The sequence below is a fragment of the Butyrivibrio sp. AE2032 genome (assembly GCF_000702965.1).
The window spans coordinates 1,296,608-1,320,949 of sequence record NZ_JNLF01000003.1 but is presented as its reverse complement, the minus strand read 5'-3'; the positions used below and the strand labels follow the sequence as shown (position 1 = coordinate 1,320,949).

Annotated in this window: 25 protein-coding genes and 2 tRNA genes; 9 read left to right on the top strand and 18 right to left on the bottom strand. The window is 43.5% G+C overall.

Going from position 1 to position 24,342, the window contains the following annotated elements:
- Window positions 1–14: 14 nt before the first annotated feature.
- Both rsmA and BO18_RS07900 read right to left on the bottom strand, forming a co-directional pair.
- Complete coding sequence (gene rsmA, locus BO18_RS07905) at window positions 15–893, bottom strand: 16S rRNA (adenine(1518)-N(6)/adenine(1519)-N(6))-dimethyltransferase RsmA (protein WP_034445175.1); 879 nt, start codon at window positions 891–893, stop codon at window positions 15–17.
- Window positions 877–1,647, bottom strand: coding sequence for a TatD family hydrolase (locus BO18_RS07900; protein WP_034445172.1), 771 nt, complete (start codon window positions 1,645–1,647; stop codon window positions 877–879). The genes rsmA and BO18_RS07900 overlap by 17 nt, the downstream gene beginning before the upstream one ends.
- Window positions 1,648–1,795: 148 nt before the next feature.
- On the opposite strand from BO18_RS07900, the gene BO18_RS07895 reads away from it, so the two are divergent.
- Window positions 1,796–1,868 (top strand) — tRNA-Lys (locus tag BO18_RS07895).
- Between the two features lie 297 nt (window positions 1,869–2,165).
- Here BO18_RS07895 and sufU read toward each other — a convergent pair.
- The 5 genes from sufU to sufC all read right to left on the bottom strand — a co-directional run bounded on the left by sufU (window position 2,166) and on the right by sufC (window position 7,304).
- Entirely contained in the window at window positions 2,166–2,603 is a 438-nt protein-coding gene (gene sufU / locus BO18_RS07890) for a Fe-S cluster assembly sulfur transfer protein SufU (protein WP_034445169.1), read from the bottom strand.
- Window positions 2,593–3,813, bottom strand: coding sequence for an aminotransferase class V-fold PLP-dependent enzyme (locus BO18_RS07885; RefSeq protein WP_034445167.1), 1,221 nt, complete (start codon window positions 3,811–3,813; stop codon window positions 2,593–2,595). Before BO18_RS07885 ends, sufU begins: the two co-directional genes overlap by 11 nt.
- A 21-nt stretch (window positions 3,814–3,834) precedes the next feature.
- The gene (locus tag BO18_RS07880) at window positions 3,835–5,004 is read right to left on the bottom strand and encodes a SufB/SufD family protein (RefSeq protein ID WP_051688570.1); all 1,170 of its coding nucleotides are present in this window, start codon (window positions 5,002–5,004) and stop codon (window positions 3,835–3,837) included.
- 15 nt (window positions 5,005–5,019) lie between these two features.
- Entirely contained in the window at window positions 5,020–6,429 is a 1,410-nt protein-coding gene (gene sufB / locus BO18_RS07875) for a Fe-S cluster assembly protein SufB (RefSeq protein WP_034445165.1), read from the bottom strand.
- A 128-nt stretch (window positions 6,430–6,557) separates the two neighbouring features.
- Window positions 6,558–7,304, bottom strand: coding sequence for a Fe-S cluster assembly ATPase SufC (gene sufC, locus BO18_RS07870; RefSeq protein ID WP_034445163.1), 747 nt, complete (start codon window positions 7,302–7,304; stop codon window positions 6,558–6,560).
- 108 nt (window positions 7,305–7,412) lie between these two features.
- Here sufC and BO18_RS07865 point away from each other — a divergent pair.
- The 3 genes from BO18_RS07865 (at window position 7,413) to BO18_RS07855 (ending at window position 8,949) form a co-directional block, all read left to right on the top strand.
- Window positions 7,413–7,483: transfer RNA gene (locus BO18_RS07865), tRNA-Gly, on the top strand.
- Between the two features lie 79 nt (window positions 7,484–7,562).
- The gene (locus BO18_RS07860; protein ID WP_034445161.1) at window positions 7,563–8,465 is read left to right on the top strand and encodes a putative manganese transporter; all 903 of its coding nucleotides are present in this window, start codon (window positions 7,563–7,565) and stop codon (window positions 8,463–8,465) included.
- A gap of 19 nt (window positions 8,466–8,484) precedes the next feature.
- Complete coding sequence (locus tag BO18_RS07855; protein ID WP_034445159.1) at window positions 8,485–8,949, top strand: Fur family transcriptional regulator; 465 nt, start codon at window positions 8,485–8,487, stop codon at window positions 8,947–8,949.
- Between the two features lie 15 nt (window positions 8,950–8,964).
- Here the strand turns inward: BO18_RS07855 and BO18_RS07850 are convergent, their stop codons facing one another.
- On the bottom strand, window positions 8,965–10,041 hold the full coding sequence (locus BO18_RS07850; protein ID WP_034445157.1) for a DUF3810 domain-containing protein: 1,077 nt from the start codon (window positions 10,039–10,041) through the stop codon (window positions 8,965–8,967).
- A 7-nt stretch (window positions 10,042–10,048) separates the two neighbouring features.
- Window positions 10,049–10,765 carry a hypothetical protein gene (locus BO18_RS07845; RefSeq protein ID WP_034445155.1) on the bottom strand — a complete coding sequence of 239 codons (717 nt, stop codon included), beginning with the start codon at window positions 10,763–10,765 and terminating at the stop codon, window positions 10,049–10,051.
- A 116-nt stretch (window positions 10,766–10,881) separates the two neighbouring features.
- On the opposite strand from BO18_RS07845, the gene BO18_RS07840 reads away from it, so the two are divergent.
- Together BO18_RS07840 and BO18_RS07835 are read left to right on the top strand one after the other, a co-directional pair.
- The gene (locus BO18_RS07840; protein ID WP_034445152.1) at window positions 10,882–11,556 is read left to right on the top strand and encodes a response regulator transcription factor; all 675 of its coding nucleotides are present in this window, start codon (window positions 10,882–10,884) and stop codon (window positions 11,554–11,556) included.
- 18 nt (window positions 11,557–11,574) lie between these two features.
- Window positions 11,575–12,954 carry a sensor histidine kinase gene (locus BO18_RS07835; protein WP_051688569.1) on the top strand — a complete coding sequence of 460 codons (1,380 nt, stop codon included), beginning with the start codon at window positions 11,575–11,577 and terminating at the stop codon, window positions 12,952–12,954.
- 75 nt (window positions 12,955–13,029) lie between these two features.
- On the opposite strand, the gene BO18_RS07830 is transcribed toward BO18_RS07835, so the two are convergent.
- Window positions 13,030–13,719, bottom strand: a complete 690-nt coding sequence (locus BO18_RS07830; protein WP_185752374.1) for a DUF4956 domain-containing protein — start codon at window positions 13,717–13,719, stop codon at window positions 13,030–13,032.
- Window positions 13,720–13,735: 16 nt separating this feature from the next.
- Window positions 13,736–14,491: a polyphosphate polymerase domain-containing protein gene (locus BO18_RS07825; protein WP_034445150.1), complete on the bottom strand. Its 756-nt coding sequence runs from the start codon at window positions 14,489–14,491 to the stop codon at window positions 13,736–13,738.
- A gap of 164 nt (window positions 14,492–14,655) precedes the next feature.
- Between BO18_RS07825 and BO18_RS07820 the strand changes: the two genes are divergently transcribed.
- Window positions 14,656–15,144 carry a hypothetical protein gene (locus BO18_RS07820; protein ID WP_034445147.1) on the top strand — a complete coding sequence of 163 codons (489 nt, stop codon included), beginning with the start codon at window positions 14,656–14,658 and terminating at the stop codon, window positions 15,142–15,144.
- Here the strand turns inward: BO18_RS07820 and BO18_RS07815 are convergent.
- The 4 genes from BO18_RS07815 to BO18_RS07800 are packed head-to-tail and all read right to left on the bottom strand — an operon-like array spanning window position 15,138 to window position 19,605.
- On the bottom strand, window positions 15,138–16,565 hold the full coding sequence (locus tag BO18_RS07815; RefSeq protein WP_034445144.1) for an O-antigen ligase family protein: 1,428 nt from the start codon (window positions 16,563–16,565) through the stop codon (window positions 15,138–15,140). The genes BO18_RS07820 and BO18_RS07815 overlap by 7 nt on opposite strands.
- 16 nt (window positions 16,566–16,581) lie before the next feature.
- A complete protein-coding gene (locus BO18_RS07810) occupies window positions 16,582–17,367 on the bottom strand; it encodes an RluA family pseudouridine synthase (protein ID WP_051688568.1) in 786 nt (261 codons plus the stop codon).
- 2 nt (window positions 17,368–17,369) lie between these two features.
- Window positions 17,370–18,059 (bottom strand): response regulator transcription factor, encoded by a 690-nt coding sequence (locus BO18_RS07805; RefSeq protein ID WP_034445141.1) that lies wholly within the window; start codon window positions 18,057–18,059, stop codon window positions 17,370–17,372.
- A gap of 25 nt (window positions 18,060–18,084) precedes the next feature.
- Complete coding sequence (locus BO18_RS07800) at window positions 18,085–19,605, bottom strand: sensor histidine kinase (protein WP_034445139.1); 1,521 nt, start codon at window positions 19,603–19,605, stop codon at window positions 18,085–18,087.
- Between the two features lie 151 nt (window positions 19,606–19,756).
- On the opposite strand from BO18_RS07800, the gene BO18_RS07795 reads away from it, so the two are divergent.
- On the top strand, window positions 19,757–21,337 hold the full coding sequence (locus BO18_RS07795) for a glucose-6-phosphate isomerase (protein WP_034445137.1): 1,581 nt from the start codon (window positions 19,757–19,759) through the stop codon (window positions 21,335–21,337).
- A gap of 82 nt (window positions 21,338–21,419) precedes the next feature.
- On the opposite strand, the gene BO18_RS07790 is transcribed toward BO18_RS07795, so the two are convergent.
- From BO18_RS07790 to BO18_RS07780, 3 genes are read right to left on the bottom strand one after another with little or no spacing between them, the layout of a single operon-like run.
- Window positions 21,420–22,115 carry a 5'-methylthioadenosine/adenosylhomocysteine nucleosidase gene (locus BO18_RS07790; protein ID WP_034445135.1) on the bottom strand — a complete coding sequence of 232 codons (696 nt, stop codon included), beginning with the start codon at window positions 22,113–22,115 and terminating at the stop codon, window positions 21,420–21,422.
- A 15-nt stretch (window positions 22,116–22,130) separates the two neighbouring features.
- Entirely contained in the window at window positions 22,131–22,655 is a 525-nt protein-coding gene (locus BO18_RS07785) for an S-ribosylhomocysteine lyase (RefSeq protein WP_034445133.1), read from the bottom strand.
- Window positions 22,656–22,676: 21 nt separating this feature from the next.
- The gene (locus BO18_RS07780; RefSeq protein ID WP_034445130.1) at window positions 22,677–23,546 is read right to left on the bottom strand and encodes a MurR/RpiR family transcriptional regulator; all 870 of its coding nucleotides are present in this window, start codon (window positions 23,544–23,546) and stop codon (window positions 22,677–22,679) included.
- Window positions 23,547–23,765: 219 nt separating this feature from the next.
- Between BO18_RS07780 and BO18_RS07775 the strand changes: the two genes are divergently transcribed.
- Complete coding sequence (locus tag BO18_RS07775; RefSeq protein WP_034445127.1) at window positions 23,766–24,305, top strand: NADH peroxidase; 540 nt, start codon at window positions 23,766–23,768, stop codon at window positions 24,303–24,305.
- The last annotated feature ends 37 nt before the right edge of the window (window positions 24,306–24,342 follow it).

Sequence of the window (24,342 nt, the reverse complement as noted above, 5' to 3'; positions counted from 1 at the left end):
ACAATATCTAGTAGTTAGTTTAACATAGCACCCCTGCTTTGTAAAATATCAGAAAGCTCTGCAAACTGCTCAAGACTCAGTATTTCGCCCCTTGCTTTTTCATCAATCCCCATTTTAAGAAGCGCATCCTGTACCTCCTGTCTTGAAACTCCCAAAGAAGGGTTGTTTGACAGTGAATTGGACAGGGTTTTTCTCCTCTGGTTAAAGGATGTTCTTATGATCTCAAACATGTACTTCTCATCCTTAACCTTTACTGATGGCTCAAGAAATCTTGAAAGCTTCACCACTGCAGATCCTACCCCTGGCTGAGGAATAAAGCTGCTTGGTGGTACATCCATCACAGCCCTGGCATCTGCATAAAAGCCTACTGCCAGTGAAAGAGAGCCGTAGTCCTTGTTTCCGGGAGGCGCTGACATTCTGTCTGCCACCTCTTTTTGCACCATGACTGTTACGCTTTCTATGGGCGCTCCGCTCTCAAAAAGCTTCATGATGATAGGTGTCGTGATGTAGTAAGGCAGGTTTGCCACAACCTTGATGGGCTTGCCTTCATTATTCTTATTAACGATCTCCTCGATATCCACCTTAAGGACATCCTCGTTGATGACCGTCACATTATTGTATTCAGAGAGTGTGTCGGAAAGGACAGGAATAAGGGTCTTGTCAATCTCCACAGCCACAACTTTCCCTGCTGCCTCTGCCAGGTACTGGGTAAGGCTTCCGATTCCGGGTCCGATCTCCAGTACACAGTCCTTATCCGTAACCCCTGCTGCCTCCACAATGCCCTCAAGGACGTTACTGTCTATAAGGAAGTTCTGTCCAAACTTCTTCTTGGCACTCATGTTATATTTCGCAAGTACCTCTTTTGTACGGGCAGCATTACCTAGATAAGCCATACATTTCCCTCGCATTCTTTTCTGTGATCTCTATTACTTCCTCCGGGCTTATTCCCTTTATCTCAGAAAGGGCCTCCACAACCAGTGGCAGGTACAAGGAACAGTTCCTCTTGCCCCTGTAAGGAACCGGCGCCAGGTACGGACAATCCGTTTCTAAAAGAATCTTCTCCATGGGAAGAGCCTCGGCCACCTCTTTTAGCTTTCTGCCGTTCTTAAAGGTAAGAACACCGCCTATTCCAATATAGAATCCCATATCAGCACATTCCTGGGCTACTTCCCTGGAATATGAAAAGCAGTGTACCACGCCTCCTATCTGGCCGGCATTTTCCTCTCTCATAATAGTAAGAGTATCAAGAGCCGCTTCCCTTGAATGGATGATAACCGGCTTTTTTACTTCCCTTGCCAGCTGGAGCTGTCTCTTAAACCATTTCTTCTGGATCTCATGGTCCGGTTCAGGCCAGTAATAATCAAGACCGATCTCACCGATGGCGACACACTTTTCGTGAGCGCTCATCGCCTTAAGTTTCTCAATGTTCTCTTCGTTTAATTCTGCGCTGTCACTTGGGTGCACTCCAACAGCTGCATAAATAAAGTCATACTTTTCAGCCAGGGCCAAAGAGCTCTCGGATGAAGCCATGTTAGCCCCTACATTTACTATATTGCCGATCCCGGCTTTCTTCACTTCGCCAAGGAGCTCTTCTCTGTCTATATCAAACTGCTCATCATCATAATGGGCGTGAGTATCAAAAATCATTTTACCTCCAAAATAAGGTTTAACCCCGATAAAATAAGGACTTCACCTCATATAATTTATCACAAAAATAAATTTTTTGCATTTTTTTTAAAAAAGTACTTGCATTTCTTTTCTGAGCGTAGTAATATATCACTTGTCGCTGAGACATGCACCGCTAGCTCAGTTGGTAGAGCACCTGACTCTTAATCAGGTTGTCCAGGGTTCGAGACCCTGGCGGTGCACGCCGAGTACTGTTTTCGCAGGTATAACCTGTGGGGATGGTACTTTTTTTTGCGCGTAAAGTGAACCATGCAGATATAAAAATGAGGTGACAGATGGGAGCTTGCTCACATTCTGACACCTCTATTTTTATTTCTATACGGCGAACGCCGCGACAACGAGGAATTTGCGTAGCAAATTTCGAGTCTGTCGGCATGGTTCACTTGTGAATTTCGAGTATTGCGTGACTCATGAGTCTGTCGGCATGGTTCACTCGTGGATTTCGAATCTTGCGTGTCTCACTTATCTGTCAGCACTACTTACTCTTCAGCGCCGCCCTCAAGCATCTGCTGCATTGTTTTCCAGCCCAATACCGCACACTTTACTCTTGCAGGCATATGAGCCACATCCTGTAGCGCAGCAGCCTCATCAAGGGCCTCTATGCTCTCCTCATCTGTGATTTCACCCTTTATCATTCCCATGAAAGTTCCGGCAAGCTTAATAGCCTCATCCTTCTTCTTTCCAACAATCTGGTCAACCATCATATCAACTGAAGCCTGCGAAATAGCACAGCCTGATCCCTCATAGCCGCCATCTACGATAATATCTCCGTCCAGCTTAAGGCTAAGTGTAATGTCATCTCCACAGCTTGGATTTACACCCCTAAGGACCAGATCAGGGTTCTCAATGGTCTTCTTGTGCACAGGATGAAGATTGTGCTCATTAACGATCTCACGATATAACTGCTTAAGCTCCATAGCCCATGACCTCCCTTACCTTTGAAAGCTTCTCAAGGAAGATTTTTACCTCTTCCTCAGTATTATAGAAATAAACGCTGGCTCTTGCTGTTGAGCCTGCTCCAATAAACTGCATAAGTGGCTGTGCACAATGATGTCCGGCTCTTACGCATACCTTGTCATCATTAAGTACGGAAGACAGATCATGAGGATGTACTCCATCCATTACAAATGTCACGATTCCGCAGTGCTTAGCAGGATCCTCTGATCCAAACACCTTAATATATGGCAGCTCCTTAAGCCCCTCCATCAAAAGAGTAGTAAGCTTAAGCTCCTGAGCCTCTATAGCCTCAAAACCAACCTTCTGAAGGTACTTAATAGCCTCAGCAAGACCTACTGCGTCTCCCGCATTAACGGTTCCTGCCTCAAACTTATGTGGCAGCTCAGCGTAGGTTGCATCCTCTCTGGTAACGTACTCTATCATCTCTCCGCCGGTCAGGAATGGATCCATCTTATCTAGAATAGCTCTTTTACCATAAAGAACTCCTATTCCCATGGGCGCCAGCATCTTGTGGCCGGAAAAAGCGAAGAAATCACAGTCAAGATCCTTCACATCAACTTTCATGTGAGGAGTGGACTGGGCTCCATCAATAACTACAACAGCACCCTTGGAGTGAGCGTAGGCAGTGATCTCCTTAACAGGATTGGTCACACCAAAGACATTTGAAACGTGGCCAATGGCAACGATCTTGGTCTTATCTGTGATCTTGCTCTCGTACTCTTCCTTAGTAAGGGTTCCATCCATGGTGGGCTCCAGATAAACGAGCTTTGCGCCCTTCTTTTTTGCCACCATCTGCCAGGGAAGCATGTTGCTATGATGCTCCATGACGGTTATTACTATCTCATCCCCCTCCTGAACGTTGGCCATTCCATAGCTGTAGGCCACCAGATTAAGGGACTCTGTGGTATTTCTAGTAAAGATTATCTCCTCGGTGGAAGCTCCTCCGATAAAGTCTGCAACAGTCTTTCTTGCGCCTTCATATCTGGCTGTTGCCTCCATGCTCCAGTCATACAGGCCCCTTAAGGGGTTTGCATTCACAGTCCTGTAGAACTCGGAAACTGCCTCCATTACCTGCTTGGGTCTCTGGGAGGTAGCAGCGTTATCAAAATAAATGTACTCGCCGGAATCGAAAATCTCGAAATCCTTGCGAAACTCGCTGAGTGTACTCATTATTTCTCCTCAAACAACAAATCAAACAATGTTCTGAATGTAATACTGGATCTTCTGCATGATCTCAGCATCAGGAATCATTCTGGCTACGCTCTCAAGCCTTGCCTTGATCATGATCCTCTTTGCCTCGTCCTCTTCTATGCCTCTGGTCTGCATGTAGAAAAGAAGGTCCTCTCCAAGCTGACCGATTGTGGCACCATGTCTTCCCTCAACGTCCTCTTCCTGACAAAGGATAACAGGCATGGTCTTATTAACTACATTATCAGATAAAAGAAGCGCATCCTCCTGCTCGTCACCTACAGAGCCTGAGCTTCCGTTCTTGAAATCAATTGTTCCTCTGAAGGACTTCTTAGCATCATCCATAAGAACGCCCTTAAACTGCATGGAGCTTTCTGTCTTTTTGCCTCTCTGATCAGCCACATAGTTCATATCAAGGCTGTGATCTTCTCTGCAAAGGTATCCCATATTGCTGTTAAATACAGACTCTTTTTCTGAAAGAGTCACATATGCACTGCTCCAAACCTTACAGCCGCCAAGCTCCAAAGTTACCAGGTTGATCTGGCCACCCTTGAAACAGGCGCCTCCGATATCATCAAAATGAACGTAGCCATTTCCCAGGGTCTGAGTCTTAACAAGATTGATCTTAGCACCATCCTCAGCAAGAAGTCTTGTGCTTACACCCTGAAATCCTGACATTTCCTTATCTGAAGTATATGCCATGATAACAGTTACTTCAGAATCCTTCCTGGCATGGATCACCTGAGATGAAAGACTGCCCTTGCCATCCTCACAGTCATAGCGGATGATAATAGGCTTTTCTACCTTTACTCCCTCATCAACGGTGTAAACATCTGTTGTGACACCCATACCGATCATGAGATCATCAACATCTGCTCCCATTCCTGTACGAATAGCCTGGGATGCATCTCTTGAGGATGTATCGCCATTTGGAAAAACTGTATTCTCCTTAGGAGCAAGGATCCTGTCCTTGTTTTCTAAAAAGAGCTTTCCGGCTTCTTCGAAGGATACTCCTTCTTTTAAAGTTACTCCTGCCGGTATCTCTTTTACCTTAGGAGAACTCAAAGTTTCTATATTTAAATCACTTATCTGAAGGGCGCTGTCATTTACATGCAAAAAATTGTATGTGAGAACCGGCAGCACATTTACCTTCATATTCAAATCTTTGCTCATCTGTTTACCTCTTTATCAGCCATTTCCGCTCATCTCAAGCTTGATGAGATTGTTCATCTCGACCGCATACTCCAGTGGAAGCTCCTTTGATACAGGATTTGCAAATCCACTGACGATCATGGCCTTAGCATCCTCTTCGCTTATGCCTCTGGACATGAGATAGAAAATAGCATCATCACTGATCCTTCCGATCTTTGCCTCGTGTCCCACATCTGCGTCGTTGGTACGGATATCCATTCCGGGGATAGTATCTGCCCTTGAAATGCTATCCAGCATAAGTGAGTCACAGGATACTGATGCCTTCGCTTTCTTAGCTGAATTCTGGATTATTACACTACTTCTGTAGGTACCGATTCCGCCGTCCTTTGAAATGGACTTGGTGTTGATAACAGAAGAAGTTCTCTCTCCCTGATGAACAACCTTTGCTCCGGTATCAAGGTTCTGTCCCTTTCCGGCAAAGGTGATTCCGGTGAACTCCATCTTGGAGCCCTCGCCCTTAAGGATTGTCATAGGATAAAGGTAAGAGGTATGTGATCCGAAAGATCCTGATACCCACTCCATAATACCGTTTTCCTCAACAATTGCTCTCTTGGTGTTCAGGTTATACATATTCTTGGACCAGTTCTCGATAGTTGAATATCTGAGTCTGGCATTCTTTCCAACATAAAGCTCAACGCAGCCGGCGTGAAGGTTAGCCACGTTGTACTTAGGCGCAGAACAACCCTCAATGAAATGAAGATCTGCACCCTCATCTACTATAATAAGTGTGTGCTCGAACTGACCGGCGCCAGCAGCATTTAATCTGAAGTAGGACTGAAGAGGTATCTCAACCTTTACTCCCTTTGGAACGTAAACGAAAGATCCGCCTGACCAAACTGCACCGTGAAGAGCAGCAAATTTGTGGTCTGTTGGAGGAACCAGCTTCATGAAGTGAGTCTTTATCATATCTGCGTACTCACTTCTAAGAGCACTCTCAAGGTCTGTATAAATAACGCCCTGAGCAGCAACTTCGTCCTTTACATTGTGATATACAAGCTCAGAATCGTACTGAGCACCAACTCCTGCAAGAGATTCTCTCTCTGCCTGTGGGATTCCAAGTCTTTCAAAAGTATTTTTGATGTCCTCAGGAACATCCTCCCACTTACCCTTCATGTCAGACTTATGTCTTACATAAGAAGAGATCTTGTCCATATCGAGGCCTTCAATACTAGGGCCCCAATCAGGAACCTTTATCTTATTGTAAAGATCAAGACATTCTAATCTGAAGTCCCTCATCCAGTCAGGGTCATTTTTCTCCTCGGAAACCTTAAGAACAGTCTCCTTAGTGAGACCCTCTGCCATACGGTAGAAGTCCTTCTCGCTCTCTACATCCTTAAAATCATATAAGCTGCGGTCAATATCCGCTACAACCTGCTTATTTTCCATGTTTATTCAGTTCCTTCATACATAAATAAGTCTTTCGCACGCCCATTAAAGTTGCCTTCGGCAAAGGGGCATGCTCACAATTGCATCATTTTCTCACGCCCTCAGCAGCCTGTGCTTCGGGCTGTTATTTACACAAACTTTTCAAAACCGTTTGCATTGATCTCATCAACAAGGGTTCCGTCACCTGTGTGTACAATGTTTCCCTTTACAAGAACATGAGTATAATCCACGTGAAGTGACTCTAAGATCTTTGTGCTGTGAGTGATAATAAGGAGTGCTCCGTCCTTTTTCTTCTGGTACTCCTGGATACCCTTTGATACAGTACGAACAGCGTCTACATCAAGACCAGAGTCTGTCTCATCAAGAATTGCAAACTTAGGATTAAGCATAAGAAGCTGAAGGATCTCAGCCTTTTTCTTCTCACCACCGGAAAATCCTACGTTAAGATCTCTGTCTGCATAAGACTCATCCATAGAAAGAACCTCCATGGCAGCCTTTAAGGACTTCTGGAAAGCAAGAAGCTTAACAGGAGCACCTGTCTGTGCGTGATATGCATTTCTTATAAAGCTTCCAAGAGAAATTCCCGGAACCTCATAAGGATTCTGGAAGGATAAAAACATTCCTGCCTTAGCTCTTTTATCTGTAGAAATATTTGTGATATCCTCTCCCTCGAAGAAGATATTTCCACCTGTGACACAGTAGTGTGGATTTCCCATAAGAGTAAATCCGAGTGTGGACTTTCCTGCGCCGTTTGGTCCCATAAGAACATGGGTCTCTCCTGGCTTAATATCCAGGTTAATATTATGAAGAATAGGTAATTCATTATCTATTGAAACTGATAGATCTTTTACCTGTAACAACTGGTTTTCTGACATTTCTATTTCCTTTCTAAAAATAAATACCGACAGTCTTCACAAAGTTTACCACAAAACCTCTTGACAATCTACAATAAGTTCAGTAAAATACTTTCTTGTCAGCACCACGCGGGTGTAGTTCAATGGTAGAACACCAGCCTTCCAAGCTGGATACGTGGGTTCGATTCCCATCACCCGCTTAAATGCTTATTTTTTTGTAATTTTTCTAATTGCAAATGGTTTGCATTTGCAACGCCTCAACCGCGAAAGGAGCGCAAAATGGAACTCATACTTGATATCGTACTTGACGCAGTTATAGACTCCGTAAAAATACTGCCCTTTCTGTTCATCACTTACCTGATCATGGAATATCTTGAGCACAAGACTCAGGAATACACTTCTTCCATAGTTCAGAAGACAGAGCATTTTGGTCCTCTACTCGGAGGTGTTATCGGCATCGTTCCTCAGTGTGGCTTTTCTGCAGCAGCTTCAAACCTCTATGCCGGAAGAGTAATTACTCTTGGAACTTTGATTGCCATATATCTTTCAACCTCTGATGAAATGATACCACTTCTTATATCAGAACAGTTCCCTGTGGGGACCATGATAAAAATTCTCATTATCAAGGCAGTCATCGGTGTTATTGCCGGCTTTATCATCGACTTTGTTGTTCACATACATCATCGCTCCAAAGGCAGAGCTGATGAGGATCCGGTAAGGATCAGCGAGCTTTGTGAAAAGGAGCACTGCCACTGCGACGACGATGATGATGATCACCACGGCTTTTTGGGAATTGCCCGTTCAGCCTTTGTCCACACATTGCACATCTTCCTGTTTGTACTGGTGTTTACCCTTATCCTGAACGCAGCCATTGAGATCATCGGAGAAGCAAGACTTTCATCACTTTTAAAGACCAACCCAATTGTGAGCCATATTTTAGCAGGTCTCATCGGCCTTATCCCCAACTGTGCTCCTTCAGTTATCATCACTGAGCTTTACCTTGATCACATGATAACCCTTGGAACCATGATGTCCGGTCTTTTGGTTGGGGCAGGCATCGGTCTTTTAGTGCTTTTCCGTGTAAACCCTGAAAAGAAGGCCAACATCAACATCGCCATACTTCTTTTCGCTATAGGAACCGTAACAGGACTTATGATCGACCTTCTTGGTATAACCATCTGATCATTTTGAGGGAAAAGATATGAGTAATAAGATTCACGCATGTTCATTTGATGAAATAATAGAAAAAAACTGGCCTGAAGGGGTAAAGAAAACCCGCCAGAGAGTAGATGTCTACAAAGTCTTATATGAAGCCAAGGCTCCCCTTTCAGCAGCAGAGATCTTTTCAGCATTAAACAGTAACTCGGCAAAAGAAATGTACGCCTTCTCCACAGTCTACCGAAATCTTTTAGCTTTTGAGAAGGCAGGAATAGTAGTAAAAAATGTCCTGTCCACCGAGGACAACGCTCTTTATGAACTTAAGCAGGGAACCCACAAACATTACGCTGTATGCCTTTTGTGTCATACCAAGATCCCAATTAGCACCTGCCCTCTCCACGAGATATCCCATGACCTTGAAAAATCTCTTCCTGACTTCGAAGTCACAGGACATCAGCTGGAAATATACGGATATTGCAAAGAATGTAAGAAAACCCTGGCGCAGTAAAGCGTCAGGGCTTTTTTATTCAAAAGGGTTCTCATTATAGAAATCAAGCAAAAGAGATACCACATGGGTGTAGCTTACTTTCCCGGAGGAGACACCGTTCGCCTTAAGGTTGGTATCCACAAAGGTATCTGCTGCCTTCTTAACTGTCTCCGTGTCAAAAATGGCATTGTCCTCAACCTTCTTCCAGGCTTCATCCGTAAGGAACTGGTTGTCATACTTCACAAGGTCGGTGATCTTTACATGGGAATCGTAAGTCTCCTTATCCACCGCCTTGTAAAAATCATTGTTCACATAGTTCAGAACTCCCAAATATCCGCTGTACTCAAACACCTGATCCTCCGACTCTATGCAAGATAGAAACCCCAGGAAATTGGCCTCGTCCTCATAGATATAACCGTGGGTGTGGGCCAGCTCATGGCACATGGTAAAGGGCTTATTCATTATGTACATGTCGTCATTATAATTTGCTTCCATGGAAAAAGGAAAATAGTACCCCTGCATGTACTGCTGGCTCATAAAGCCTGAAAATGTCAGTGCCTTTGGAGTAGCGTAAAAGCCATCAAGTCTCTTTTGCCTGTCAGAAATACCCAACATGGACTTTTTGGCCATCTCCTTCATATCTCCCTGGTATACCACATTCCCCTCACTGTCCCGGGGCATCTTAAGAGAAAGCTCATTACACTTCGTGACTATAAAGTCCCTAAGGGCTGCCAGATCCTGAAGATCGTAAGACTCCTTTGTATTTTCAGCAACTGTAATGGGAGTGCAGTGATACAGCACAAAGCAGTTAAGGGACATAATTGTCACTACCACCGCCACTATCACCGGCAGGATCTTCCACAGGAAGAACTTCCTAAGGACAAGGGTTATTAAAAGAGCTATCACCAAAACTACCAGCACCACCAGCATTATCTCACCTACTGAAAAGGGGAAGAGGCTGGTAAATCTGCTGTAGCCCTCTGTCAGTTTTGGGAATATATTGTCCGTATAATAATCAGAAAAGGGCCTGCTGATCCACGCTGCTGCATTGAATAAAATACTCAGTATCAGCATGATGGAAACAGCCGCCCATTTTAATCCGTTCTTTTTCATAGCTTTATCAGTTTTCTGTAGTTTCAGTAGTTTCTGAAGATTCTGATGTTTCTGATGATTCTTCGCCGCCAGCCTCACTTCCGTCTAAAGAAAGTGTAATGTTATCCTTCTTAAACTCCTTTAGGTTTGCACAGGATATGTTATGATCCGTTCCTGCTTCGTCCGTTACCACAAACTCCCATTCACCGCTGTCTGCGTAAACGTCCAAGGTCACTCCCATAAGTGAGTAGCCATTAAGCAGCGAAACCCCATCCTTTAAATAGTTGTCGCTGTAAACATCTCTTGTCTTGTCATGAAGAACTATTTTTGAAAGATCATGGCCTGTCTTGTTTATAAAGAAAACCTCGACTTTTTTGTGCTTTGCCTTTTCTTCCCTGTCCTCAGTCTCAACCTGAAGAACCTCCGACATTTCTTTTCCCATGTTCTGATAACTGTCCGTAATCTCAGCCACCGTAGGTAGAAGCTCGTCGATTTTCTTGTCGTTCATCTTAGTAAAATCTATTGCCTCAATTTCAGAAACCTTCCCGGAAAGCTCATCCAGCTTTTGCCTGTTGGTGCTGTCAGTTATATCAAGATATGTCTCCTCAGCCGAGTCCCTTGCCTGCAAAAGAAGTGTCCTTGCTTCCTCTGCCTGAGCGAGCTTCTCATCAGAAGGGCCACAGCCCACAAGTAATAAAGCTGAAATGGCTGTCACTATCGCTATCTGAAACCCTTTGTTTTTCATAATACCTCCATAGAGTGAATATTCATCCTATGTCAATTATACGGACTGAGCTGTTAATCGTAAAGAAGTCCCAGATATGTTAGAATTAAATAAACTCGGGAAAGGAGCAAATTAGTATGAAACTTCTTTTGGCAGATGATGAAAAAGAGCTTTCAAATGCCCTGGTGGCTATTCTTAAACACAGTAACTACACCGTGGATGCAGTCTACAATGGAACAGATGCTCTGGACTATGCACTGACCGGAGACTACGACGGTATTATTCTGGATATCATGATGCCTGGTATGGATGGCATGGAAGTCCTAAAAAAGATCAGGGACAAAGGCCTATCAACACCGGTGCTGTTCCTTACTGCAAAAACTGAGGTTGATGACCGCATCAAGGGCCTTGATCTTGGAGCTGATGACTATCTTCCAAAGCCCTTTGACATGGGCGAGCTCCTTGCAAGAGTAAGAGCCATGCTCAGGAGAAAAGAGGATTTCGCTCCTTCTAATCTCACCTGTGGGAATCTTACTTTGGACAGGGCAGGTTATGAGCTTTTTACTCCTGACCATGAAAAGATCCATCTCTCAAGCAGAGAGTTCCAGATGATGGAGATGCTGATGACATCTCCCGGAAGGATCATTTCAGTAGACAATTTCATGGACCGTATCTGGGCAGATGGAGAGGCCGACGTAAATGTCGTCTGGGTATACATCTCAAACCTTAGAAAAAAACTGACTTCCCTTGAGGCAAGCTGCGAGATCAAAGCTTCCAGAGGAGTAGGTTATTCCATAAACGAAACCACTTAACAAAACCGAGGTACCTATATGGTCAATAAACTTCGAAAGAAATTTGTTATAACCGCCATGCTGTCCCTTCTTGTTATCCTGGTGATCATGATAGCCGTGATCAATCTGGTAAACCTTCACCAAATGACCAGGGACGCTGATAATCTTCTGACAATGCTGTGCGACAACGATGGCTACTTCCCGGGTATGCTGGATAATAAGGACATGTTACCTCCGGGAGTCAACACTTCAGACAATCCTACCGAAGGAAATTCTTCAGATAACCAGGACCCGTGGCGTAAGAAAAATGAGCCTGACTTTAAAAACTCCTCGGATCCTTTCGCCTTTGACGCTCTGAATAACATGCGTACCATGGAGATGCCTTATCAGGCCAGATATTTTTGGGTGAAATTTTCTGAAAATGGAACAGTTGCAGATATTGATGTGAGTCACGTGGCAGCCATCGATGAAGAAACTGCCACAACTTATGCAACCGATGCCTATAACAGTTCCAGGAAAAAAGGCTTTCACCGTTCCTACAGATACAAGAAAGGAACAACCTCTGATAACCTCACCATCATTATCTTTTCTGATATAAGTGGTTCTCTGATAAATGTATATAAACTCCTGGGCCAGTCTCTTCTTGTAGGGGCATGCACTCTGATAGCCATGTTCATTCTGGTATTTCTTTTCTCTGGACAGGCTGTGGCTCCTGTTGTTGAGTCCCTTGAAAAGCAAAAGCGCTTTATCACAGATGCCGGGCATGAGCTGAAGACACCTCTTGCCGTTATCTCCGCAAATGTCGATGTTCTGGAGTTAGAGTCAGGAAAGAGTGAGTGGTCAGCCAGCATCCGTAATCAGGTCAAGCGCATGAATTCCCTGGTTAAAAATCTTTTAACCCTGTCCCGGATGGACGAGGAGAGAATGCACGTTGTTTATTCAGACTTTGACATGAGCGCTGCCATAAAAGAAACTGCTACTTCCTTCGAAGCCCTGGCTGAAGCAGGGAACAAAAAGTATCATATGGACATCGAAGAGGGGATACACATCACCGGAGATAAAAACTCCATAAATCAGCTGGCAAGCCTACTTTTGGATAACGCCATGAAGTACTCCTCTGATAAAGGCAGCATCAATGTAATGTTATCAAAAGACAAGAACATCGTTTTTGAGGTTTCGAACACCAGCGACTGTATCCCTTCCGGAAATCTTGACCGGCTCTTTGACAGGTTCTACAGAGCTGATTCTTCAAGAAGCAGAGAGACCGGTGGCTATGGTATCGGTCTTTCGGTAGCAAGAGCCATTGCCATGTCCCACGGCGGAAATATAGAAGCTCTTAAGGACGGTGACAGGATCATAAGATTCGTTGTAACCCTTCCCAAGGTCCTTCCAAAGAATCTCCAGAAGACAGGAAAATAACATAAAAAAATAAGACCATCAGACAACTTATCCGGATCTGATGGTCTTTTTATTTCAAATATTAGTTAATTCCAATTAGAGCTCGTCGCTTTTGATCGCTACAGGTCTTGAGCAGCAGATCTCAAGATTTCCGTTCCTTTGTCTCATCTCATCGATCATACCCTTTGTAGATGCCTTGCTTCTCATAATGATGCTGTAGCTAAGCTTATAAAGGCTTCCCATTCCTGTAGTCCTAACTTCCAAAAGCTCTGCCTTTGTTGTGTATCTTGCAAAAATGTCATCGAAGATTCCTTCAAAATCCAGCCCCTCCGGAACTGTGATCTTAACCGTCTTTTCTTCCTTAGCTCCGCTTCCAAAGCCGCTGCTTGAAAGAATAAGGTTTGCCAGTGTGATGATAACAACGAATAGTGCTGCGATTCCAACATATCCCATTCCAGTAGCAAGACCTGCTGCCATTGCCAGGAAGATGCTGGTTATCTCTTTTCCTGATCCGGGAGCTGAACGGAATCTTACAAGTGAGAAGGTTCCTGCCACAGCTACACCTGCACCGAGGTTACCATTAACCAGCATGATCACCATCTGAACGATAGCGGGTAATAGAGCCAGCGTAATAATATAGCTCTTTGAATAGGTGTTTTTTATTGTATACATAAAGCCTATGAAAATTCCGATGGCCAGTGAGCACAGGGTAGCTATCATAAATGATGCCCCTGTGATAGTGCTGTTTTCAATGATAGTTCCAAAAAGAATATTTGCGATAGACATGTTTTTTCTCCTTTTCTTAAACCGCAGCGCGGAATAATGCGATCTTTTCTGTTTCTCTTTCCTCTTCCCCTACTGCCTTTCCATACATATACTCCACATATCCCTTCCCATATTTTGAGAAGGAAGTCTTTCTTATGTTCAGCTCATCCAGTATTCTTGCAAGCTCCATTGACATGGCTCCAGCAATCTTTAGCTCCATCAGGTGCTGTCCCGGAAGCAATATGTCTTTTCCCCTGTTGCCTTCCTTGAGACTAAGCTTATCTGTACGCCATCTGATGTTAGTATCAAAGGTGATCCTAAGGTCCGGATCCTCTATGCCTGCCATCGCTATCCTGTCATAGGATATGGCCATTGCCGGGCGGATTCCCTTGTAATACTGAAGAAAGTAATCAATCTCGTCGGATATCTGAGATCTCTTTTCTATGGGCTTTCCGTTTACCAGGTAGTCTATTGCCTCACTGTAAGGCATCGATATCCTTCTTTTATAGACAACTCCTTTGTACTTTTTCTTGATCTCAATAAAAGCGTTTGTGTCATCTTTAGCCGTTCCGTAAGTACGAAGCCTTAGCTTTTCCTTGTAGATTGGCTTATCCAGCGATCTTTCGATGAGCTTAAAATCCGGTGTGTCAAAATATATGTTTAAGATGGATGTTTTCCCGTAGCTGTCGATGGCTGCCATATTTTCCAGTCTCTTCATAAGCTCGGTATACTGCGTATCATCCAACAGATATTTCACTTCTATTCTTTGAAATACATCTTTAAAACCTGCCATTTTCTGCACCTTTCCTTTCGGCGTTTCTTTATCTTATGGCATCATTCTAAAAGGGTTACCTAAAAACAACCTAAATCCCAACACGAAAATTAAAAAAAGTCGAAATTATGATATACTAAATATAAGTAACACCGCTTTAAAACTAAGATTTCGAGGAGGTGTCCATGTATAAAAAAGGGGATAAGGTTATAATTCTGGATTACAGTGGGAAGCCACTTAATCCTGCGGTAGTTGCAGAAATCGAAGAAATTTACGGTCCTGACAGAGTCCGTCTTCACTTGCCGGATAATGGCTGCTGTCTCGAATTTGTAGACCGCTTCGAAAAGATTGATGACGAGAAGTACCACGAACTGCTGCACAATGTTAGGGAGAGGGAAAAGACACTTGCAGTTGATCTTCAGCTGGATATCAGAAGATTTGCTTCCAAACATCCAAAGAAGAGAAAAGATGAGATCTTCACAGTCTTTAACCAGGACAAACACTATGTATCTGTCCTTAATGCCTATGCTGGAAGAGTTCAGATGTACGGAGTGGAAAATATCAACGAGCGCTTCTTATATGAATATAAGGATGCCCTTAGAGGTATAGTAAGGACCAGAACCTTCTTCCACGACCTGGATGAGGACATTCCAATCCCGGTTATCGATCAGTGATTGTTTTCCCTACAGTAATGAGCCCCCATTCCAAGAAGTATGAACATATATGGGGTCGATACAGTGGTGGAAAAAGAAACTAAAGAGTTTAAGAAGTACGCAAATACAGGAAGTGCGCAGATTATTGCTGCGGACTTCCTTTTATTTTGGAAATAGGCATACAGACAACTTCCAATAAGAAACAGATAAGAGCACAGTCCCAGGAGTCCTCTTTCTATCAGTATGGTGAAGGGCTCACAGTGAGCATTGGTCAGCACATCCCCCTTGAATACATTAAGAAGCTGCTCTGCAATCTCCGGATGAGAGTATGCATAGCCATAAAAGCAATCCTGACCAACTCCAACCATTTTCTGCCAGGGGGAAAGCCCCTTATATAACTCAAGAGAAATGCTCCAGATAACTCCTCTTCCGTTCCCAAATTCCAGACCAAAGCTATCTGAAAACCAGAGTATCAGCGCAAATACCCCCACGATCATTAAAACAACCGCAACTTCCAGTATCAGCTTTCCTCTCCATTTGCTCTTTATCTCCTCCAGAAATCTTGAGAGCCTGTATAGGAAAAGAGCTGCTGCCACCATAACAAGACCCCAGTGCCCTTTTGCAATTGTAAGTGCCAAAGAGTTCTCATAGGTGTAAAACCTTCCGACAAACAGCATAAGAAGGCACACTATTTCCATGGCAAGTCCAAGGATCAGGAGCTGCAAAAGAAATCTCTTAAAGCCGTCTCTTATCTCCAGGCTCACAAACAAAAGAAGTAGATATGCTCCGGCAATTACAATAAGTCCGCTATCGCTCCCCTGCAAAAGAAGCGCCACAAGCCCCGTAAGTGTATATGCCCCGGCCAGAACAAAGCTCCTTGAAAAGAGCCTTCTGGTATAACCTACTCCTATTCCCAAAGGCACGAACACAGACATAAATCCCACATACCAGTTGATATTCCCGATAGTTGCCAGGAAACTACTGTTTTGCCCGTAGATATCCACAGGATATATCCCAAACCTGTTTAGGCTCCCCAGCACAAATTCCATAAGAGGCGCTACCAGCGCAGCAGTAAGGACATATCTGCTCATCTTCACTTCCCTGAAACCATAAAAGCTTATTACCATAAAAAGAACTGAGAGAAATCCGCATCTCCATCCCTCAAGCCCCAATAAGCTTACTATTTTATCTGAGGAAAAAATGAATGTGATCACATTCGAAAAAAGAAAGAATAGGGCAGCATAGTCCGTAAGTCCCTCTGCCCTTACTTTAGAAGGTATCTCTTTGTTATTGACCAGAATAAATCCAAGGGAAAATAAGCCGGCAATGACCATAAAGGCTACGCCTTTGGCCTCTCCCAGCATGTAATAACCATCCTTCATGTACACCGGAAGAAAGGCACATATTACGATAAGATATCCCCAGGTCAGGTACTTTTGCAATTCGTCCCCCCTTATTTCAAAGCTTCGTAAGAAGCTCTTTTATCTCTTTATTATCCGGCAGGATCTCAAAAGTTACCCTCTTTTTAGTCCCCGGATGTCTGAAAGAAAAGCTGTAGGCCACAAGACAAACAGCCTTATTTTCTATCTTCTTAGAGTACTCTATGCTCTCACTGCTTCCATATTTCTCATCCCCGACAATAGGCATATTTCTTGAAGAGAGCTGAACTCTTATCTGATGGAACCTTCCTGTAAGAAGATGGATGCGCAAAAGAGATGTCTCATTATTTTTAGCTATTACCTCGTATTCCAGTTTTGCCTTTTTCACATCTCCGCCAATAAGGCGCACTTTTTCTCCGGAAGATAAAGTAACTGCCCCATCTGACAATGACGCTGCTTCCTCATCAGATATTGCTAAAGCAAGTCCTGTGTCTTCCCGCCTTATAAGATTGTCGTTCAATGCTCCTTTATCTTCTTTAGGAGCTCCATAGCAAAGGGCATAGTAGTACTTATCGGTCCTTTTCTCCTTAACCTGTAAAGCTATATCCGATGCTGCCTTCTTATTTTTTGCAAGGACCAGTACCCCTTCAACAGGCGCATCCAGCCTGTTTACAGTAGCAATATAGGGCGGCAAATTTCTTTGCCGCCCTGCTTTCTCACTTCTTTGTTTACGTGCAAGGTAGTTCCTTGCAGCACTTACAAGGTCCATTCTTCCGGCGCCGGCTCCTTCTGTAGCCATGCCTGCCTTCTTGTGGCATACCAGAATATCCTGGTCCTCGTAGATATACTCAACCAAATCAGCCATGATCAAACCTTAAATCTGTATCCTACACCCCAGATAGTCTCAATATACTGTGGATTAGATGTATCATATTCAATCTTTTCACGGATCTTTTTGATATGAACAGTTACTGTTGCAATATCGCCAATGGAATCCATGTTCCAGATCTTACGGAAGAGCTCTTCCTTTGTGAACACGTGGTTAGGGTTCTCAGCAAGGAAAGTAAGAAGATCAAATTCCTTGGTTGTAAAGCTCTTTTCCTGATCATCTACATAAACACGTCTGGCAGTCTTGTCGATCTTAAGACCACGGATCTCAACGTAATCGTTGTTCTCATGTCCTGAACCAACAAGTCTTGAATATCTTGCCATATGTGCCTTTACACGAGCAACAAGCTCTGAAGGGCTGAAGGGCTTTGTGATATAGTCATCCGCACCAAGTCCCAGTCCTCTGATCTTGTCTATGTCGTCCTTCTTGGCTGATACCATAAGGATCGGCACATCCTTTTTCTCCCTGATGTGTTTGCAGACCTCAAATCCGTCCATCCCCGGAAGCATAAGATCAAGAATGATAAGATCAAAGTCTTCCGCAAGGGCTGTCTGAAGTCCTGCATCCCCAGTGTTTTCGATTGCTACTTCGAAGTCGCTAAGCTCAAGATAATCCTTCTCAAGGTCAGCAATCGCCTCTTCATCCTCAACAATAAGTATTCTACTCATACGCCCTCTCTGCCTTTCTAGTGTTTTATGTTGATTCTGTTGTATGTTCTACTGTTACAGTATCAGATCCGTCCGCATACTCCACATACTTCCTCAGTACGAAGTGCATACAGGTTCCTTCCCCTTCATGGCTTGTGGCCCATATATATCCGCCATGATCTTCGATAATCTTCTTTACAATGGAAAGTCCGATTCCGCTGCCTCCCTGTCTTGAGTTACGAGAGGAATCCGTCCTGTAGAATCTGTCGAAGATATTTGGAATATCCTTCTGGGCTATGCCCTTTCCGTTATCCTCCAGTTCTACTCTGACAGAATCAATCTCGTCAAGAAGCCTGATATCAATCTGTCCTGTTCCATCGTCTCTTCCCAGATACTTGACGCTGTTGTTCACAACGTTGTTGATTACCCTCTTTATCTGCTCCGGGTCAGCCACGATCACCGTATCCGGTGCTGTCAGGTTGGAGTAGTTGAGCTTTATGTTCTTGCTCTCAAGGTCAGCTCCAATCTCATCAATACAGTCTCCAAAGTAATCCGCCACATTTAGCTTGGCAAAATTATAAGGAATCCTGTTGTTATCAATACTTGAATACAAGGTAAGCTCATTAATAAGGTTGTTCATGTCATTAGCCTTGCTATTAATGATCTTAATGTATTTCATCTGCTTGTCAGGACTGTCGGCAACTCCCTCAAGAAGTCCCTGAGAATAGCCCTTTATGGCAGTTATAGGAGTTTTCAGATCGTGGGAGATGTTACTTATAAGCTCCTTGTTCTGCTTCTCTCTCTCAATCTTCTCCTCAGCGGATTCTTTAAGCCTGAGTCTCATGTCCTCGTAATTACGGTACATGGCTCCAATCTCGCCTTTTTCTTTTATATCCGTCGGCAGGATGTAATCAAAATTACCATCCTGAATATGCTGCATTGCTATGTTTAATTCATCTATGGGTTTAAAAAAGCTTCTGCCGATCCACCAGGTCAAAAGCAGACTTGTCAAAAGAAGTATCAGGAAAACTGCTATACTCATATAAATGATTAGGGACGTGGAAAAAGCTGTCCTTATACCTGATACAAAATAAAGCGATCCTTTGGAACCATCTGAAAAATGAAAGTCTATCTGTCTGACCAGAAACTTGGAGGAAGTGTAATAAATTCCTTCAATGTTATTGCCGAAGCCCGGTAGTTCATTGATTACCGCCTTCGCTCTGTCCCTGTCGGCAACATAATATATTTGATCTCCCTTTTTTACTAAGATAAAGGAATATCTGGACTCTATCTTGGAATCAAGTTCCTCTAAAAAGGCTTCATCCTCAAGAATAAAGGGATTATAGATCATATTGATGGCGATTTCTTTTACCAGCTCATCGGTCATCTCGGCAAAAGTACCACTTGGATCAGCTACCATTCCATAATCAACAAAAGAGCTATGCTGTTGAACCTGCTGTTTACTGACAAGATAGCGCCCCAAAGCCAGGTATGTACCAAAGGCAAGGATAAGCGGAATGACCACGATCGCCAATGACGTAATTATCAATTTAGTACGAAATCGCATTGTGTCCCCCTATGCCTTACCTTAGTATAACATATTTTCGAAACTTAAGACATTTTTTATGGTTCTTTTGCTTGATATGCTCTAACTTCTCTGCTACACTTTAATGCGAATTAAAAAACGTTTTCCTAAAGATAAAGCGGAGGTTTGTATAATGATCAATTGGAACAATCTCGATACTCTCAGTTCTTTTAACGATCTTTCAAAGGTTTCAAAGGTTAACCTTGTGGAAGCAATGTCAGGAGACAACGGCGCTAAGCGTGTAAAAGAGTACTCAGTACCTATGGCAAGTGGTCTTTCATTTAATTACGCTGCCAAGGAAGTGGACGACAACATCTTAAAAGCACTTGAGGCTCTCGCTGCTGAGGCACAGCTTTCAGAAAAGTTTGAAGCTCTCTACAACGGCGAAGTTATCAACACAGGCGAAAAACGTAAGGTTCTTCACCAGCTCACAAGAGGCCAGCTTGGTGGCAAGGTTGAGGCTGACGGAGTAGACAAGAGAGAGTTCTATGTAAAGGAACAGAACAGGATCGCTGAGTTTGCAAAGAAAGTTCACTCAGGAGAGATTGCAAACGCAAAGGGCGAGAAGTTCACAACAGTTGTTCAGATCGGTATTGGCGGATCAGACCTTGGTCCTAGAGCTATGTACCTTGCTCTTGAGAACTGGGCTCATAAGACCGGAAACTTTAAGATGGAAGCAAAGTTCATCAGCAATGTAGATCCTGATGACGCTTCTGCAGTTCTTAACGGGATCGACGTTGAGCACTCAATCTTTATCCTGGTTTCAAAGTCCGGAACAACACTTGAGACTCTTACAAACGAGTCCTTCGTTATAGATGCACTTAAGAAGGCAGGTCTCGATGCTTCAAAGCACATGATCGCTGTTACATCAGAGACTTCACCTCTTGCAAAGAGTGATAACTACCTTGAAGCTTTCTTCATGGATGACTTCATTGGCGGCCGTTATTCTTCAACTTCTGGAGTTGGCGGAGCAGTTCTTTCACTTGCTTTCGGTCCTGAAGTATTTGCAAAGTTCCTTGATGGCGCAGCAGCTGAAGATAAGCTTGCAGCTGAAAAAGATCTGCTTAAGAACCCAGCAATGCTGGATGCTCTCATCGGCGTATATGAGAGAAACGTTCTTGGCTATGACAGCACAGCAGTCCTTCCTTACTCACAGGCACTTAGCCGTTTCCCTGCTCACCTTCAGCAGCTGGATATGGAGTCAAACGGAAAGAGCGTTAACCGCTTCGGCGAGCCTATAAATTATGTAACAGGACCTATCATCTTTGGTGAGCCAGGCACCAACGGACAGCATTCCTTCTACCAGCTCCTTCACCAGGGCACAGACATTATTCCTCTTCAGTTCATCGGCTTTAGAAACAGCCAGCTTGGAAATGATGTCACAATTCAGGACAGCACAAGCCAGCAGAAGCTCTGCGCTAATGTAGCAGCCCAGATTGTTGCTTTTGCCTGCGGAAAGAAAGATGATAACCTTAACAAGAACTTCAAGGGCGGACGTCCTTCAAGCATCATCATCGGTGATGAGCTTACACCAGAAGCTCTTGGCGCACTTCTTTCACACTTTGAGAATAAGGTTATGTTCCAGGGCTTTGTTTGGAACATCAACAGCTTTGATCAGGAAGGTGTTCAGCTTGGTAAGGTCCTTGCAAAGAAGGTTCTTGCACATGAAACAGACGGAGCTCTTGCTGAGTACAGTAAGCTTTTAAACATCTGATAAAAGAAATTTCAGAAAAGAAAAATGGGAGCAACGATCCTTTGATCGAAGCTCCCTTATTTTTGTCTTGGATTAAATGAGATTAAAGTGATTTGATCATCTGGAGAACCAGCGCTGCACAGTCGTGAGCAGCTTTTTTCTCAAACTCCGGATAGTCCATGATATCTGAACCATCAGCCTTGTCAGAAATAGCTCTGATGATAACAAATGGAAGATCATTCAGGTAACATGCCTGGGCAATTCCAGCGCCTTCCATCTCTACGCACATTCCGCCAAAGTCACTGATAATAGCGTCCTTAACTTCTTTTTCAGAAATGAACTGATCGCCGCTGCAAACTCTTCCCTCAAAAACACCCAGGTCAGGAGCTGCAATTTTGATAGCCTCTTTTGCCTTTCCTATAAGTTCTTTGTCAGCAGGAAATGCCTGAACTCCAAGCTGAGGTATCTCACCCTTCTTATATCCGAATACAGTTGCGTTAACATCATGGTAGCAGGCATCAGTAGAAAGAACTATGTCTCCGATATTGATCCTGGCATCCAAAGAACCGGCAGCACCTGTGTTAAGTACATGGGTAACTCCAAAGGTATCATGAAGGATCTGAACACAGATTCCTGCATTAACCTTACAGATTCCGCTTCGTACAACCACAACCTCTGTGCTTCCGATGGTTCCTTCAAAGAACTCCATTGAAGCCTTCTTAACTGTATTTTTTACATTCATCTCGCTCTTTAGAGATTCAACTTCAACCTCCATAGCGCCAATAATTCCAATTTTCATGAGTTTCTCCTGTAATTATGAATCGAAGAACTGACGTCCATCTTCTGTTACAAGTCTCTCTGCCTTTGGATATTCAAAGATCATAGGATCATTTGCATTCTTCTCAAGATAATCTGCAAATCTTTCAGCATACCACTTAGCCATCTCAAGGTTATGCATACGATAGTTACCGCAGTTTACAGCAAGAGCGCCGGGAACTTCCTCAGCATCCTTTACTGATTTGAAAGCCCTAAGTAAAAGATCGTGGATCTCTTTTGGAGCCTTTGAGCCTTTAAGTATAAGGTAAAAACCTGTAAGACATCCCATAGGTCCCCAGTAGATTACCTGATCCTTCCAATCAGGGTCGTTACGAAGGAAGGTTGCAATGATGTGCTCTAAAGAGTGCATAGCAGCTACATCAACTGCAGGCTCTACGTTAGGTCTTGTAACTCGTACATCGTATGTTGTTACGATCTGATCACCAAGCTGATCCTGTCTGCTTATGAAAATTCCGGGAACGATCTTGGTGTGATCTACTGAAAAACTAGGTATTAAATCCATTCTTTTTCTCCTTTTTTAATCTTAGTCCCTGGCTGTATTATGGAAAACATCGTAGGAATCCTTAAGGAAGCCCTTGATATTTTCGTAGTCACGGTTTGCTATTGCTGTATACAGTGTATCCACTAAGAACAGCTGGGCAAATCTGGAGCTTGTTATGCCACTCTTTTTATCAATCTCTGGAGAAGTGGCAAAAAGCACGTGATCACAGCCTGTGGTAAGAGCATTGTTACCAAGCTTTGTAACTGCTATTGTAGCAGCTTCTCGCTCTTTTGCAATATTAAAAAGCTGCATTATTTCGGTATTTTTGGCATTATCAGAGAAAAAGATTGCCACGTCCCCCGGCTTGATCTGGGAGACGGTCATAAGATTCATGTGATGATCCTGATTGAATACGGCATTATAGTGGATCCTAAGTAGTTTACAGTACAGGTCATAGGCTGCGACACTGGCTGTACCAACACCAAATACCTGTATCTGATTAGCTTCAACAATCTTAGTTACAGCATCACTAAAGGTTCCGGCATCAAACAATCTGTAGGTAGTCTGTACAGCCTGAACCGATGTGGCACAGATATTATCAGCAATAGACTGAAGGGATGTGTATTCGTTTACATCCTTAAAGGCCACCTTTGGTCCACCCTTATCTGCCTGCTGAAGGTTAGTATTTGCCTCAGCATAATAAGCATTCTTCAGATCCTTTAATCCATCATAACCAATGGCTTGGGCAAATCTTGTCCAGGCAGCCTGTGTTGTTCCCGACATAGTGGCAAGTTCTTTTATGGGATACTGAAACAAGGCGTCTTTGTTTTCAAGAACAAAATCAGCAACAAGCCTTTCAGAGGTAGGCAGTTCATCATAATGACTTTTGATTTTTTCACTGACGATATTCATATACTGTAGCCTCCATTAAAAGTTTTCTCCCCATACACTTAATAGTATATCGCATATTTCTGTGCTATATGAAATAAATTTTCAAACATTTGATTAGGTGTTTATTAAATCTTTCTAAACTGTGATTCTTTTAATTCTCTTTGTGTTATTCTGAAAGAGGCAAACGAAATAGTGTATTTTTATACATGTAGCTCGTGTTTAATGAAAGGAGATATTTCTATGAAGTGGGTATGTCAGGTATGTGGTTACATTCATGAAGGAGATCAGCCACCGGAGTTCTGCCCAAAGTGTAAAGCTCCAGCAGAGAAGTTCACAAAGCAGGAAGGCGATAAAGTATGGGCTTGTGAGCATGTATTAGGCGTTGCCAGCAGTGCTCCCGAAGATATCAAGCAGGGTCTTAGAGAGATGTTCACCGGAGAATGCTCAGAGGTTGGTATGTATCTGGCAATGGCAAGAGTTGCCATCAGAGAAGGATATCCTGAGATTGGTGCTTTTTATGAGAAGGCTGCCTGGGAAGAGGCTGAGCATGCTGCTCACTTTGCTGAACTCCTTGGAGAAGATCTCACAGACTCCACCAAGAAGAACCTTGAGCTTCGTGCAGAAGCTGAGTATGGTGCTACTCAGGGAAGAGCTGATCTTGCTAAGAAGGCAAAAGAGCTTAACCTGGATGCAATCCACGATATCGTTCATGAGATTGGTAGAGATGAAGCCAGACATGGAAAAGCATTTGCCGGACTTCTTAAGAGATATTTTGGATAATTCCATAAAATTATTAAAGGGGCTGTCTGACGACAAC

Excerpts from the sequence above, each read along its gene's own strand:
- rsmA (WP_034445175.1), bottom strand. The coding sequence starts at position 893 with ATGGCTTATCTAGGTAATGCTGCCCGTACAAAAGAGGTACTTGCGAAA.
- BO18_RS07900 (WP_034445172.1), bottom strand. The coding sequence starts at position 1,647 with ATGATTTTTGATACTCACGCCCATTATGATGATGAGCAGTTTGATATA.
- sufU (WP_034445169.1), bottom strand. The coding sequence starts at position 2,603 with ATGGAGCTTAAGCAGTTATATCGTGAGATCGTTAATGAGCACAATCTT.
- BO18_RS07885 (WP_034445167.1), bottom strand. The coding sequence starts at position 3,813 with ATGAGTACACTCAGCGAGTTTCGCAAGGATTTCGAGATTTTCGATTCC.
- BO18_RS07880 (WP_051688570.1), bottom strand. The coding sequence starts at position 5,004 with ATGAGCAAAGATTTGAATATGAAGGTAAATGTGCTGCCGGTTCTCACA.
- sufB (WP_034445165.1), bottom strand. The coding sequence starts at position 6,429 with ATGGAAAATAAGCAGGTTGTAGCGGATATTGACCGCAGCTTATATGAT.
- sufC (WP_034445163.1), bottom strand. The coding sequence starts at position 7,304 with ATGTCAGAAAACCAGTTGTTACAGGTAAAAGATCTATCAGTTTCAATA.
- BO18_RS07860 (WP_034445161.1), top strand. The coding sequence starts at position 7,563 with ATGGAACTCATACTTGATATCGTACTTGACGCAGTTATAGACTCCGTA.
- BO18_RS07855 (WP_034445159.1), top strand. The coding sequence starts at position 8,485 with ATGAGTAATAAGATTCACGCATGTTCATTTGATGAAATAATAGAAAAA.
- BO18_RS07850 (WP_034445157.1), bottom strand. The coding sequence starts at position 10,041 with ATGAAAAAGAACGGATTAAAATGGGCGGCTGTTTCCATCATGCTGATA.
- BO18_RS07845 (WP_034445155.1), bottom strand. The coding sequence starts at position 10,765 with ATGAAAAACAAAGGGTTTCAGATAGCGATAGTGACAGCCATTTCAGCT.
- BO18_RS07840 (WP_034445152.1), top strand. The coding sequence starts at position 10,882 with ATGAAACTTCTTTTGGCAGATGATGAAAAAGAGCTTTCAAATGCCCTG.
- BO18_RS07835 (WP_051688569.1), top strand. The coding sequence starts at position 11,575 with ATGGTCAATAAACTTCGAAAGAAATTTGTTATAACCGCCATGCTGTCC.
- BO18_RS07830 (WP_185752374.1), bottom strand. The coding sequence starts at position 13,719 with ATGTCTATCGCAAATATTCTTTTTGGAACTATCATTGAAAACAGCACT.
- BO18_RS07825 (WP_034445150.1), bottom strand. The coding sequence starts at position 14,491 with ATGGCAGGTTTTAAAGATGTATTTCAAAGAATAGAAGTGAAATATCTG.
- BO18_RS07820 (WP_034445147.1), top strand. The coding sequence starts at position 14,656 with ATGTATAAAAAAGGGGATAAGGTTATAATTCTGGATTACAGTGGGAAG.
- BO18_RS07810 (WP_051688568.1), bottom strand. The coding sequence starts at position 17,367 with ATGGCTGATTTGGTTGAGTATATCTACGAGGACCAGGATATTCTGGTA.
- BO18_RS07805 (WP_034445141.1), bottom strand. The coding sequence starts at position 18,059 with ATGAGTAGAATACTTATTGTTGAGGATGAAGAGGCGATTGCTGACCTT.
- BO18_RS07800 (WP_034445139.1), bottom strand. The coding sequence starts at position 19,605 with ATGCGATTTCGTACTAAATTGATAATTACGTCATTGGCGATCGTGGTC.
- BO18_RS07795 (WP_034445137.1), top strand. The coding sequence starts at position 19,757 with ATGATCAATTGGAACAATCTCGATACTCTCAGTTCTTTTAACGATCTT.
- BO18_RS07790 (WP_034445135.1), bottom strand. The coding sequence starts at position 22,115 with ATGAAAATTGGAATTATTGGCGCTATGGAGGTTGAAGTTGAATCTCTA.
- BO18_RS07785 (WP_034445133.1), bottom strand. The coding sequence starts at position 22,655 with ATGGATTTAATACCTAGTTTTTCAGTAGATCACACCAAGATCGTTCCC.
- BO18_RS07780 (WP_034445130.1), bottom strand. The coding sequence starts at position 23,546 with ATGAATATCGTCAGTGAAAAAATCAAAAGTCATTATGATGAACTGCCT.
- BO18_RS07775 (WP_034445127.1), top strand. The coding sequence starts at position 23,766 with ATGAAGTGGGTATGTCAGGTATGTGGTTACATTCATGAAGGAGATCAG.